The organism is Polaromonas sp. P1_F6 (genome assembly GCF_056405695.1).
The window spans coordinates 861,223-873,605 of the sequence record NZ_JBFUBQ010000001.1 but is presented as its reverse complement, the minus strand read 5'-3'; the positions used below and the strand labels follow the sequence as shown (position 1 = coordinate 873,605).

13 protein-coding genes are annotated in these 12,383 nt (G+C 62.1%); 5 read left to right on the top strand and 8 right to left on the bottom strand.

The genetic code is table 11. The annotated features are described in order from the left end of the window. Positions 1-55: 55 nt before the first annotated feature. Complete coding sequence (locus tag AC1DY9_RS03980; protein WP_477665848.1) at positions 56-967, bottom strand: alpha/beta fold hydrolase; 912 nt, start codon at positions 965-967, stop codon at positions 56-58. Between the two features lie 118 nt (positions 968-1,085). Between AC1DY9_RS03980 and AC1DY9_RS03975 the strand changes: the two genes are divergently transcribed. Further along, on the top strand, positions 1,086-1,868 hold the full coding sequence (locus AC1DY9_RS03975; protein ID WP_477665847.1) for a 3-hydroxybutyrate dehydrogenase: 783 nt from the start codon (positions 1,086-1,088) through the stop codon (positions 1,866-1,868). A gap of 3 nt (positions 1,869-1,871) precedes the next feature. Here AC1DY9_RS03975 and AC1DY9_RS03970 read toward each other — a convergent pair whose 3' ends face one another. The 3 genes from AC1DY9_RS03970 to AC1DY9_RS03960 all read right to left on the bottom strand — a co-directional run bounded on the left by AC1DY9_RS03970 (position 1,872) and on the right by AC1DY9_RS03960 (position 4,941). Then, positions 1,872-2,975 carry an NAD(P)/FAD-dependent oxidoreductase gene (locus AC1DY9_RS03970; protein WP_477665846.1) on the bottom strand — a complete coding sequence of 368 codons (1,104 nt, stop codon included), beginning with the start codon at positions 2,973-2,975 and terminating at the stop codon, positions 1,872-1,874. 1 nt (position 2,976) lies between these two features. After that, on the bottom strand, positions 2,977-4,023 hold the full coding sequence (locus AC1DY9_RS03965) for a histone deacetylase family protein (protein WP_477665845.1): 1,047 nt from the start codon (positions 4,021-4,023) through the stop codon (positions 2,977-2,979). 72 nt (positions 4,024-4,095) lie between these two features. Beyond that, positions 4,096-4,941, bottom strand: coding sequence for an N-formylglutamate amidohydrolase (locus AC1DY9_RS03960; protein ID WP_477665844.1), 846 nt, complete (start codon positions 4,939-4,941; stop codon positions 4,096-4,098). Positions 4,942-5,156: 215 nt separating this feature from the next. On the opposite strand from AC1DY9_RS03960, the gene AC1DY9_RS03955 reads away from it, so the two are divergent. Next, the gene (locus AC1DY9_RS03955) at positions 5,157-5,780 is read left to right on the top strand and encodes an outer membrane beta-barrel protein (protein ID WP_477665843.1); all 624 of its coding nucleotides are present in this window, start codon (positions 5,157-5,159) and stop codon (positions 5,778-5,780) included. A 143-nt stretch (positions 5,781-5,923) separates the two neighbouring features. Here AC1DY9_RS03955 and AC1DY9_RS03950 read toward each other — a convergent pair whose 3' ends face one another. Further along, entirely contained in the window at positions 5,924-6,832 is a 909-nt protein-coding gene (locus AC1DY9_RS03950) for a LysR family transcriptional regulator (protein ID WP_477665842.1), read from the bottom strand. A 125-nt stretch (positions 6,833-6,957) separates the two neighbouring features. Between AC1DY9_RS03950 and AC1DY9_RS03945 the strand changes: the two genes are divergently transcribed. Then, positions 6,958-7,500, top strand: a complete 543-nt coding sequence (locus tag AC1DY9_RS03945; protein WP_477665841.1) for a multidrug/biocide efflux PACE transporter — start codon at positions 6,958-6,960, stop codon at positions 7,498-7,500. Here the strand turns inward: AC1DY9_RS03945 and AC1DY9_RS03940 are convergent. Then, positions 7,469-8,185 carry an SIMPL domain-containing protein gene (locus AC1DY9_RS03940; RefSeq protein WP_457280540.1) on the bottom strand — a complete coding sequence of 239 codons (717 nt, stop codon included), beginning with the start codon at positions 8,183-8,185 and terminating at the stop codon, positions 7,469-7,471. The genes AC1DY9_RS03945 and AC1DY9_RS03940 overlap by 32 nt on opposite strands. 362 nt (positions 8,186-8,547) lie before the next feature. On the opposite strand from AC1DY9_RS03940, the gene ompR reads away from it, so the two are divergent. Both ompR and AC1DY9_RS03930 read left to right on the top strand, forming a co-directional pair. Beyond that, the gene (ompR, locus tag AC1DY9_RS03935; protein WP_007866319.1) at positions 8,548-9,285 is read left to right on the top strand and encodes an osmolarity response regulator transcription factor OmpR; all 738 of its coding nucleotides are present in this window, start codon (positions 8,548-8,550) and stop codon (positions 9,283-9,285) included. Positions 9,286-9,630: 345 nt separating this feature from the next. After that, positions 9,631-11,007: a sensor histidine kinase gene (locus AC1DY9_RS03930; RefSeq protein WP_457280539.1), complete on the top strand. Its 1,377-nt coding sequence runs from the start codon at positions 9,631-9,633 to the stop codon at positions 11,005-11,007. 101 nt (positions 11,008-11,108) lie between these two features. On the opposite strand, the gene ispF is transcribed toward AC1DY9_RS03930, so the two are convergent. Beyond that, complete coding sequence (ispF, locus tag AC1DY9_RS03925) at positions 11,109-11,591, bottom strand: 2-C-methyl-D-erythritol 2,4-cyclodiphosphate synthase (RefSeq protein WP_477665840.1); 483 nt, start codon at positions 11,589-11,591, stop codon at positions 11,109-11,111. Positions 11,592-11,640: 49 nt separating this feature from the next. Beyond that, complete coding sequence (gene ispD / locus AC1DY9_RS03920) at positions 11,641-12,375, bottom strand: 2-C-methyl-D-erythritol 4-phosphate cytidylyltransferase (protein WP_477665839.1); 735 nt, start codon at positions 12,373-12,375, stop codon at positions 11,641-11,643. Between the last annotated feature and the right edge of the window lie 8 nt (positions 12,376-12,383).

The following is a 12,383-nucleotide window of genomic DNA, read 5'->3' as shown; positions in this document are numbered from 1 at the left end:
TGGCAGTGCAGCATTGCGGCACTTACCCAGCATTACCCAATTCAATACCAGGGTGCTACCCAAGCAGGAAACCCGCCACGGCGGTCACCTGGTCCGCAGCCACCAGCGTGGGTGCATGGCCTACGCCGTCAAACTCCACCACGCGGGCGCGCGGGCCGCGGGCCGTCATGGCCTGGGCCGTCTGGGGGCTCAGCAAGTCCGACTGCTTGCCGCGAATCACCAGCGTTTCGGCCTTGATATTGTCGTAGAGCTGCCAGAGCACGGCTTCACCCTGGCGCGCGGAGTCCTCGGTCTCCTGCTTGAAAGGCACGGCGATGGCCGGGTCGTAATGCAGGCGCCACTTGGTATCGGCGGCGTCCGAGACGCGCCTGAGCATGGGACGCGACAGCGCCAACCACTGTTCGGGCGTGTGCGGGCCGAAACTCTGGGAAATCGCCCACATCGCATCGGCCGCCTCCTGCACCGACCCGAAGTGACCGGCCTGCCCCAGATAGGTGCCGATTCGCACGATTGCCTGCCACTGGATGGCCGGCCCGACGTCATTGAGCACCAGCCGGCGCACTGCCGTGGGCAAGGGCAGACCAGGCGTCCCACACACCGCCACGCCGATCAAGCCGCCCATGCTGGTACCCACCCAGTCCAGCGAAACCACGGGCGCCTGCACGTGCAGCTGGCCCAGCAGCGCCAGCATGTCGGCGGCATAGCTCCGCAGCTGGTAGCCCATGGGGTCTTTGAGCCAATCGCTTTCCCCACGGCCCACCACATCGGGGCAGACCACGCGAATGCCGTCCGGCGCCTGCTCGCACAGCGTGCGCGCCAGTACATCAAAATCGCGCCCCTGCCGCGACAGGCCGTGCACGCACACCACGACGTGCGCGCTGTCCGGCCGGCCCCATTGCCAGTACGCCATGCGATGCCCGCCTGCGGCGTCCGGGCAATTTACGTAGTTCAGCGTAGGTTGGGTCATGGTGCGGCAGTTCAATTCAAAGGCTTGATAATTGCTTGAAAAATCGGTGATGCGCAGCCTGCACCGCGCGCTGTTCAGAATCCCAGCTCAACCATCGTAAATCATCCGGAGAAACATCATGCTCAAAGGTAAAACAGCCCTCGTCACCGGCTCGACCAGCGGGATCGGCCTGGGCATCGCCAAGGCGCTGGCAGCCCAAGGCACCAACATCGTCATTAACGGCTTTGGCGACGTGGACGGTCCGAAGGCCGAGATCGAGGCGCTGGGTGTACGCGTGGCCTACCATGGGGCCGACATGAGCAAGGTCTCCGACATCGAGGACATGATGCGGTTTGCTGCCGCGCAATTCGGCCAGGTCGACATCCTCGTCAACAACGCCGGCATCCAGCACGTGGCTCGCGTGGAGAACTTCCCGGTGGAGAAATGGGACGCCGTGATCGCCATCAACCTGAGCAGCGCCTTTCATGCCACCCGCCTGGCATTGCCTGCCATGCTGGCCGCCAACGGCGGCAAGGGCTGGGGCCGCATCATCAATGTGGCGTCCGTCCACGGCCTCGTGGGCTCTGCAGAAAAATCCGCCTACGTTGCCGCCAAGCACGGCATCGTGGGCCTGACCAAGGTCACCGCCCTCGAAAACGCCACCACCGGTGTCACCTGCAACGCCATCTGCCCCGGCTGGGTGCTGACGCCCCTGGTACAAAAACAGGTGGATGCCAAAGCCGCGGCGGGCAACATCAGCAATGAGGCCGCCAAGCAGCAACTGCTGGGTGAAAAGGAGCCTTCGCTGCAGTTCACCACGCCCGAAGAGCTGGGCGCGCTGGCGGTGTTTTTCTGCTCACCCGCGGGTAACAACGTGCGTGGCGTGGCCTGGAACATGGATGGCGGCTGGGCGGCACAGTAAAGATCAAGCCATTTGCAACATCCGGCCCACATAGTCGCCAATCGCCAGTGAGCTTGTCAGCCCCGGTGATTCAATACCAAAAAGATTGACGAGCCCTGCCACGCCGTGATCACGCGGTCCCTGGATCAGAAAATCTTTGGCGGCTTCATCGGGCGCCTGGATCTTGGGGCGTATGCCCGAGTAACCCGGCATGAGCGCACCGTCAGGCAACGCGGGCCAATACTTGCGTACTTCGGCGTAAAAGCCATCGCCGCGCTTCGGGTCCACCACCAGGTCGTCGGGTGACTCGACCCACTGCACATCAGGGCCGAACTTGGCCTGGCCGCCGAGGTCGATGGTCAGGTGCACGCCCAGGCCGGCTGCTTCGGGCACGGGGTAGATCAGGCGGCTGAAGGGCGAACGGCCGGGCAAGGTGAAGTAGTTGCCTTTGGCGTAGTGGCTGGGCGGCACATGCTGCGCCGGAAAGCCTGCAAAGCGGCTGGCCAGGTGCTGGGCCTGCAGCCCGGCGGCGTTGACGACAGTCCTGGCCTGCAGCTCCGTACCGTCTTTTGCTATTAAATTAATAGCTGCTTGCGCACACTCCGCATGGGTCAGGGGCGAATTGAGCACCACAAGTCCGCCAGCATTCTCAAGATCGCCCTGCAGCGCCAGCATGAGGCCGTGGCTGTCGACAATACCGGTGCTGGGCGAATGCAGCGCCGCCACGCATTCGAGTTGCGGCTCCATCGCCCGGGCTTCTTCGCGGGTCAGCAGCACCAGGTCCTTCACGCCGTTGGCGGCGGCCTTTTCACGGATGGCCTGCAGCTGCGCCACCTGAGCCTCGCTGGTCGCTACGATCAGCTTGCCGCAGCGCTTGTGGCCTATGCCGCGTTCCGCGCAGTAGTCGTACAGCAGGCCCTTGCCTTCCACACACAGCTGCGCCTTGAGCGAACCCTGCGGATAGTAAATGCCGGCGTGAATCACCTCGCTGTTGCGCGAGCTGGTGCCTGTGCCTATCGCGTCGGCGGCTTCCAGCACCATCACCTCCCTGCCCTGCAAGGCCAGCGCACGCGCCACCGCCAGGCCCACCACACCCGCACCAATCACCACGCAATCGACCTGGTCCATATCAAACGCCCTCAAAACCTTCAATGACGTTGACGGCATTGGTGCCCAGCGCCGCAGCGGCGTAACCGCCTTCGAGCACAAATACCGTGGGCAACCCCAGCTTGCCCAGGCGCTCGCCCAGGCGGATAAAGTCGCCAGGCAGCAGCGCGAATTTGGAGATAGGGTCTTCGGCAAAGGTGTCCAGCCCCAGTGACACCACCAGCGCGTCGGCGCGGTGCTGCTTGATGCGCAGGCATGCCGCTTCCAGCGCCTCAAACCAGCGCAGCACCGTACAGCCGGCGGCCAGCGGCAGGTTCAGGTTAAAGCCCTCGCCCTCGCCCGCTCCGGTTTCATCGGCATGGCCCAGGTAGAACGGGTATTCGGTCAAGGGGTCGCCATGCAGGCTCACAAAAAGCACGTCAGCGCGGTCATAAAAAATGCTTTGTGTCCCGTTGCCGTGGTGGTAGTCCACGTCCAGCACCGCCACGCGCGCGGCGCCGCCGTCCCGAAACGCCTGGGCAGCGACCGCAGCGTTGTTCAGGAAGCTGTAGCCCCCCATGAAATCGGCCCCTGCATGGTGGCCCGGCGGACGGCTGCAACAGAACACGCCGCGCGCGGCGGACTGACCAGTCGCCAACAAGGCGGCAGCCCCAGCGGCGGCATCTGCACCGGCCTTGGCGGCCGTCCAGGTCCCCGCGGAAAGCGGTGATCCGTTGTCCATCGAATAAAGCCCCAGCCGTGCGGTGAAATTGAGGGGCTCCACATCGCTGCGCAAGGTACGCACGGGCCAGACAGAGGGAAAAGGCTGCCGCTGGTCGTTGCCCTCTTCAAGCGCCACCCAGTCGCGCCAGGCATGCTCGAGAAACGCCAGGTAGCGGGCGCTATGCACTTTGGCCAACAGCGCGCGGCTGTCGGCCTGGGGTGTGCGCAGCTCGTGGCCGCGCTCGCTCAGGCGGGCCTTGATGTATTCGGCGCGCGCCGGGGTTTCAAAGCACGGCACGCGCTCACCGCGGTAAAACTCAAACACAGGGGCATGGTCGTGGTGGCTGTCGCTGAAAAAGGTGAGCATGGTGGCGAATGGTTTGGTTCGTTCATGAAAAGGAGGTGATGGTGGTCACCCGAACAGCGCAGCGCGCCGCCATCAAAGTGTGCGCGGGTCGGTCTTCAGCAACACCTCGACCAATGAGCGCAACGTCGCCTTCAGCGGCCCGGCGCCCGGTGTCATCTCCAGCGTGGTTTCGTCCATGTACAGCTTGCGGTTGATCTCCAGCTGGATGCTGTGCCGGTGCCCGGCCGGGTTGCTGTAGCGGCGCACCAGTTCCACGCCTTTATAGGGGTGGTTATAGGCCACGCTGTAACCATGCGCGCGCAGGTTCTCACACACCAGTGTCGACAACGCCTTGCTGGCAGTTGTGCCTTCACGGTCGCCGACCACAAAGTCCGCATGCGCCTCACCCGGAAAATCGGTGGCGCTGCCCGAAGCCACTGCCGGCATGGAGTGGCAATTGATGTGGATGCTGTAGCCGCGCTGCCGCCAGGCGGCGTCAATCGCCTGCGCCACGGCGGCGTGGTAAGGCTTCCAGCACTGCTCGATGCGCGCCTGGATTTCCGCCACCCCCAGTTTGCGGTCATACAGCGGCACGCCTTCGTCGGTGGTGCGCCAGATCAGCCCCTTGCCCAGGCGGACCTTGGACATGACACGGGGATCATCGTCTACCGGTTCGGGCCAGGGCGCATCCAGCAGCGACACATCCATTTCGGTGGTGTTGCGGTTGGCGTCCAGGTAGCTTCGGGGGAAATGCGCCTCAACCCAATGCGCACCCAATGCCGGCGCAAAGTCATACAGTTTTTCAACATGAGTGTCTTCGGCGCTGCGCAGCACGGCGAGCTCGCAGGCATGCCTGAAATCAGCCGGATACATCGTCCCGCTGTGCGGGGAATCAAGAACCAGCGGAGTGCTTCCGGGCAGGTAGGTAATGGAGGGCATGCCCTGACTTTAGCAGCAGCACATTGGCAAACCAGCGGTAGCGTCCCCGCGGTTCAGCCCCTTCGCAAACTTCCGTTTGTCCTACAGCGTTTTAACTTTTAGCCTCACAACGGCGTGTGGGTACGACCCTTAAATTTCACAGCGGAAAGCCAATCAAGCCGCTTTTTCCAGACGAAAAAGTGCATTCCGAAATTTCAGCCATTGAAGGAAACACCATGCCATCCTTGACCCGCAGACTCTCCGCAACCGTGCTGGCCGCCGCTGCCCTGGCTGCGGCCGCAGGGGCCAACGCCCAAAGCGGTTCGACATCGTCCAACACCACGTCCAGCAGCAATTATTCGTTTTACGCACCGGGCTCGCGCTATTTCGGCCTGAACGTGGGGAGCTCAGACTTTTCCCTGCCAAGCGGTGCCGGCGGTTTTCCTTCCGACAACAGGGACACGTCGTACAACATCTACGGCGGCAGCTATTTCAACAACAACTTCGGACTGGAACTGGGCTATACCGATTTCGGCAAGATCAACCGTGGCGGCGGGCAGACCGATGCAGAAGGCATCAACCTGAGCCTGGTCGGCCGTTTGCCAATGAGCAACTCCTTCAACCTGCTGGGCAAGCTGGGGACGACCTATGGACGCAGCCACGTGTCCGCTGCACCTGCGTCCGGCATTGCAACAGGCAGCGAAAGCAATTGGGGCGTGTCGTACGGCCTGGGTGCCGAATGGGCATTCACCCCTACCTTGTCGGCGGTGCTGCAGTGGGACGAACATGACATGAAGTACCCCGGTGGCGGCAAGGAACGCCTCAGTACCACCAGCATAGGCCTGCGTTACCGCTTCTAGACCGTTGTGGCAGCGTAGCCACCAGCCCAAAGCCCGCATGCCTTTCACGGCATGCGGGCTTTTTCACATTTTCGCTTCATGCATTCACTATCAATTTCATAGCTGCTTGCGCCCGTTCTTCTTTGCTTTCAAGCACTTTCTTCTTATAAAACCGCGGGCAGATGCGGTGCCAGCATCTCCTGCAACAGCCAGATTCCGGCACGGCCCAGGGGGCGCTGGCGTGACCACACGGCGTCCACAGGCACCCTGCGCGGCCAGCCGCGCGCATGAAGTTCGACCAGTTTGCCGGTCGCAAAGCGCGTCACCATCCAGCGTGGAATGGCTGCCCATCCAAAACCCAACACCGCCATTTCCAGCAGCATGAGGTAGCTGGGAGCGGACCAGGCGCTGCGCGACTGGCGCGCCCCATGCGAGCCCCGGGCTCCCTGGGCCCCCTGCTCCATCTCTATATAGGTATCCAGCCGCAGTTCCCTGAAATTGGCCAGAACGTCGGGCGTGATGTCTTTCATGCTGGCCAATGGGTGGGCGGTGGCCACAAACAGCGTGATTTCAGACTGCTCGGCAATCGTGGCCGAACCGATGTCGGGCGGATAAGTGCCCTGGGCGGCTACCACGCCAATGTTTGCCCGCCCTGTTTGCACCAACGACACCAGGTCGCCGTGCTCGGCAATCAGGCACTCAAACTCCAGGTCGGGAAAGCTTTTCTCAAAAGCCGAAAGCATTTCTTCAAACCGGTCTGACTGGTAGGTATCTGACCAGACCACGCTGAGCCTGGGCTCCAGGCCTCCCCCAAGCTGGCTGGCGGTGCGGTCAAGCCGGTCGCTGGCCGCCAGGATTTCCTGCACCTTGCCCAGCATGACCCGTCCGTGTTCCGTCAATGCCGGCTTTCGGCTGCTCCGGTCAAACAGGTTCAAGCCAAGGTCGATTTCCAGATTGGCAATCGCACTGCTCACTGTTGACTGGCTTTTTCCCAGCTTGCGGGCCGCGGCCGAGAACGAACCCAGGGTCGCAGCCTCGGCAAAAGCGGTCAAGGCTTCCGGGGAATGGCGCATGGCGGTCTTCTATCTATTTTTTCGATGATTATTGATTTTAATGTATTCGAAATAACGATGAAAATACCGTCATGACAGTAAGGCATCTCGCCTCAACGGTCGGTAAATCATTTAGAACGCGCGTCATGAGCCTCCAAAAATCCCTGAAAGAACGTTTTTTCCACGCCGTCGGCTTTGAAATTCTGGCCATTGCCATCTGCGCGCCGCTCGGCACCTGGCTCCTCGGTTATTCGCTGGCGCACATGGGCCTGCTGACCCTGATGGTTTCGCTGATGGCGATGAGCTGGAACATGGTGTTCAACGTCCTGTTTGACCGGGCGCAGCGCCGCATGGGCTTTCAGCGCACCCTGGCGGCGCGTGCCGTGCATGCCGTGCTGTTTGAAATCGGCCTGATCATCGCGGTGGTTCCGCTGGCGGCCTGGTGGCTGGACATCGGCCTGTGGGAAGCCTTTGTACTGGACATTGCGATCGTGCTGTTCTTCCTGCCCTATACCTTCTGCTTTAACTGGGCTTACGACCATGTCCGCTCACGGGTGGTGGCGCGCCACGCGCGCAAAGCCCAGATGGCCAGCCGTACGGCCGGCGGGCAGCAGCCGGCGCCCGCGCTGCTTTGTGCAGCGCCCGCCGGCAAGTGTCTTACTTCATCTGCACAGAGCCCGACACGATGACCAATACCGTGCTCTTGCCGGCTTCCACAGGCACTGATGCATCGGCCATTTCGGCCTTGGCCGACATTGCCATCATGCGGGGACGCGGTGGAGAGCCCTGGTCGTTGGCATTCACCGAGACTTCGCGCAGCGAGTAGCCGGCAAAACCAAAACTGCGCGCCACCTCGCTGGCTTTGGCCTTGAAACGCTCAATCGCGAGCGCCTGTGCCTCGCCCTCGACTTTGGCGCGCTGCTCCCGGCTCAATGCAAAACTGACGTTGCCCATGGTCAGGGTCTGGATCTTGCCCGCCGTGCTGGTGATGCGCGGGAAGTCCTTGCCTTCCAGCACCAGTTCGGTGGAGCCCTGCCAGCCATTGATCTTGCCGTCTTTGCCATAGCGCGGATACAGGCTGAAATTCCCGGTGCGCACGTCCATCTGTCCGGGCACTGCCGCCTGCTTGGCCTGGGTCAGCGCGGTCTCAAGCGCCTGCCTGAGCTGGCTTTGCACGACGCCTGCGTCAACACCGTCACGGGTTGTGGTCAATGAAATCGACAACAGGTCCTGCTGCACCTCCACCGAGCCACTGACCGATAACTGGGCCACGTTCTGCAGGGATTCGTGGAAGTTGGTCTGGGCCATGGCATGGCTACCCAGCACTGCGCCTGCCAACAGGACACACAAAGCGATCGATTTTGGAGCTCGCATCAGAATTACCTTTCGGGGTGGTGAATTTCAGCCGCTTCTGGCTAAAAAAGACAAGCGTGAAATGGAGGGGAAAATCGCGGTGAACATCCGGAACGCTGCAAATCAAGCAGCCTGTTCACCGCAAGTAACCAGGCGCATTCGCCCGGTATTGCTCTTGCAAAGGCCCGCCAGCGCGGTGCCCGGGGAGCGGCCGATTATTTTTACATGTGTTTTTTCAATCGAATGTAGGCGCATTGCCATAGTCAACACGCACACTTGCATGTGGCCGCAACTTTTGTAACAGTGTGTCAAACCGACTGAAAAATGCGACATCCCGCCTTTTCAGCCTTCAAAATGGCTCTGTTACAAATTACCAGATGACTATGACCCAAGCTCAACCCAACGCCCGTGCCGACAAAATCCTGATCCTTGATGACGATGCCCGCATTCGCGATCTACTGCGCCGCTACCTGGCCCAGGAAGGTTTTGAGGTCATCCTCGCCGAAGACAGCAAAGCGCTGAACCGCATCATGCTGCGCGACGCCGTCGACCTGATCGTCCTGGATTTGATGATGCCCGGCGAAGACGGCCTTTCCATCTGCCGCCGCCTGCGCGCCGCCAATGACCGTACGCCCATCATCATGCTGACCGCCAAAGGTGAGGACGTGGACCGCATTGTCGGCCTGGAGGTCGGCGCCGACGATTACCTGGCAAAACCGTTCAATCCCCGTGAATTGCTCGCCCGCATCCACGCCGTGCTGCGCCGCCGGCCGACGGCCGAAGTGCCGGGTGCGCCGTCCAGCGACCAGGAAGTGATTACCTTTGGGCCGTTTTCCTTCGATATGGGCTTGCGCACCCTGCACAAGAACGGCGAAGAGCTGCCGCTGACCACCGGCGAATTCGCCATGCTGAAAACCCTGGTGCGCCACCCGCGGCAGCCGCTGTCCCGCGAAAAACTGGCACAACTGGCACGCGGGCGCGAATTCGAGCCCTTTGACCGCAGCCTGGACGTGCAGGTATCGCGTTTGCGCAAACTGATCGAAGTGGACGCAGCGGTGCCCCGCTACATTCAGACGGTCTGGGGTATTGGCTACGTGTTTGTGCCGGACGGCACGAACTAGCCCCCACGCTTTTCACTGCGCCTTCGGCTTCGTGTAATGCGCTGCCCCCGAGGGGGCCGCCCGCCTGCAGTCCGGCAAAGCCGGCCCTGCGGCTCATGCTGGTAAAAACATGTGCTCCCACTGTGCCCGCTGGAATTTTTCAACCCAGCATGAGCCGCGGAACTGGCTTTGCCAGGCCGCAGGCGGGCGGCCCCCTCGGGGGGCAGGGAGCCACACGAAGTGAGCGACCGTGGGGGCCTGTATGGCGCGCCAGCAACAGGCGGCAACAGCTTGCCTGCCGCTGCCCAGCTGTATCGTGCTAACGTCCATTTTTCGCCCGCGCTTTGCGGTATGCACTGATCTCCTATGGACGCTACCAACCCAGTTCCCCTCGAAACCGCCCCGGCCCCGCTGGAAATGCGCCCGCGCAGGGGTTTCAGCCTGTTCTGGCGGACCTTCTTTTTCCTGGCGCTACTGCTGTTCGGCTCCATCGTTGCCTGGCTGCAGACCTTCCGGGCACTCGAATCCGAGCCGCGGGCCATCCAGAGTGCGCAGCAACTGGCCTCGCTGGTCAACCTCAGCCGCGCCGCGCTCCGCTATTCCGACTCCATCGCCCGCGTATCGCTGATCAAGACCCTGGCGGACGAGGAGCGCGTACGCATCACGCCGCGCGAGCCCAAGGACAAGTACGAGCTTTTTGAAAGCGATGAACTCGGTGAACGCACGGCCGAAGAGCTGAAGACACGGCTGGGTGCCGGCACTGTGGTGGCCAGCAGCGTCAACGGCCAGAAGGGCCTGTGGGTGGGCTTTACTATCGACGGCGATGCGTACTGGCTGCTCACTGACCCCTCCAAGATCGGGCCCTCACGCAACAGCACCTGGATCATCTGGCTCATCACGGCTGCAGCGCTGTCGCTGGCCGGGGCAGCCTTTATCGCACGCCTGATCAACCGGCCGCTCAAGCAGCTGTCGTTCGCGGCCAGCCGAATGCGGGACGGCGACTTCGATGCCAGCCTGCTCGATGAAAAAGTGGCGACCAGCGAAATCCGTGAGGTCAACATCGGCTTTAACCGCATGGCCGAGCAGCTGTCCAAAATCGAGCAGGACCGGGTCATCATGCTGGCGGGGATTTCCCATGACCTGCGCACCCCGCTGGCCCGGCTGCGCCTGGAAACCGAGATGAGCGTCACCGACATGGATGCGCGCGAGCACATGGCCGCAGACATCACCCAGCTGGACGCCATCATCGACAAATTCCTCGACTATGCCCGGCCCGAGCCACCGCGGCTGGAACGGGTTTCACTCAATGCGGTAGTCGATGCCGCCGTGTACGCCATCGCCGACTATGAAGACATGCGGGTCACCGTCACCATCCCGGACGATATGGCCGTGCTGGCCGACGAGGTCGAGCTGTCGCGCGTGATTTCAAACCTGCTTGAAAATGCCAGGCGCTACGGCAAGACGCCCGAAACCGGCATTGCCTTGGTTGATATTGCGGCCAAAGGCCGTGACCAGTGGGTGCTGATCAAGGTACGGGATCACGGCATGGGCGTGGCGCCCGAAACCTTGTCCAAGCTCACCCGCCCGTTTTTCCGGGGAGACGCCGCCCGCACCGCCGCCACCGGCGCGGGCCTGGGTCTCGCGATTGTCGAAAAGACGATTCACCGCATGGGCGGCGTGTTTGGCCTGGCCAACACAGGCTCCGGCGGGCTCGCCGCGCATATCAAGCTGCGCAGGAGCTGATTCCCCCTGCGGACGGTTGCCCGGCTCCGCAGCCGGCCTCAAAGGGAAATCACCTCTCCGACCAGGCAGGCCGTGCGCGAGAAGCTATCAAAACGATAGCACTAGAAAAGCAGAACAACAGCCCGGGCTTCCATGCTCAGGCCCTGTCCTACCGGGCCGAGCTTTTCGGCGGTCTTGGCCTTGACGTTCACCTGTCCCACTTCCAGCGCCAGCACTTCTGCGATGCGTGTCCGCATTGCCGCAATGTAAGGCGCAAGTTTGGGCGCCTGCGCAATGACCGTGCTGTCGATGTTGCCGATCTTGTGGCCGCGCTCTGCCAGCAAGCGCCCGACCTCTGCCAGCAAGACGGTCGAATCAGCGCCCTTGAAGCGCGCGTCGGTGTCCGGAAAATGCGAGCCGATGTCGCCCAGCCCGGCAGCGCCCAGCAACGCATCGGTGATTGCGTGCAACAGCACATCGGCGTCCGAATGGCCAAGCAAGCCGACGGTATGGGGAATGTCCACACCACCGATGATGAGCTTGCGCCCAGGCACCAACGCGTGGGTGTCCCAGCCTTCACCGATTCGAAAGTTCAAGGTGGTCATCGTCGGGCCTTGCGTGAATGGAATTGCGTGATTGAGTAGCAGCCATGAGCTATTTTCTGCGCCGCTCGAGAATAGCTTCCGCTAGCGCGAAATCCTCCGGATAGGTCACTTTGAAGTTCTGCGCACTCCCACTGACCAGCCGGGGAGAAAGCCCTGCCGCCTCCATGGCACTGGATTCATCCGTGACAGCGTCTCCGGCGCGCTCCAGCGCATCGATCAGCGCGCCGATACGAAACATTTGCGGCGTTTGCGCCAGCCATTTGTCGCTACGGTCCACAGTGGCGGCCACGCGGCCGTCCCGTTCGGTTTTAAGCGTGTCCGGCAGCTTTTGAGCCAGCAGGCCGCCCACGGAATCATTGCGGCATTCATGGATCAGGGCCTTGATCTGCCCGGCTGTGACCAGGCAGCGCGCCGCATCGTGCACCAGCACCCAGTCGGTCAGGGCCGCGCCGCCGGGTTTCCGCGCCACCATCGCTTTGAGGCCGTTCAGCACCGTGGCCGCACGGGTCAGTCCGCCACCAACCGACAGGGTTTCGTTCGCGTTGCCGAAATCGGGAAACACCTTCAAAAAATCGTCATCCGACGGGGAAATGACCACCCACAAACCGGTGAAAGTGCCTGGAAGCGCCCGAAAAGCCTCTACGGTATGGCGGACCATAGGGATGCCGTCAATCATCTGGTATTGCTTGGCTTGAGGGGTTCCGGCCCGGCTACCTTGCCCCGCACAGGGAATCAGCACAAAAAAACGGGGTTCGGAACGGTTATTGGCAGGGCTTGTCGTCATAACTTCAT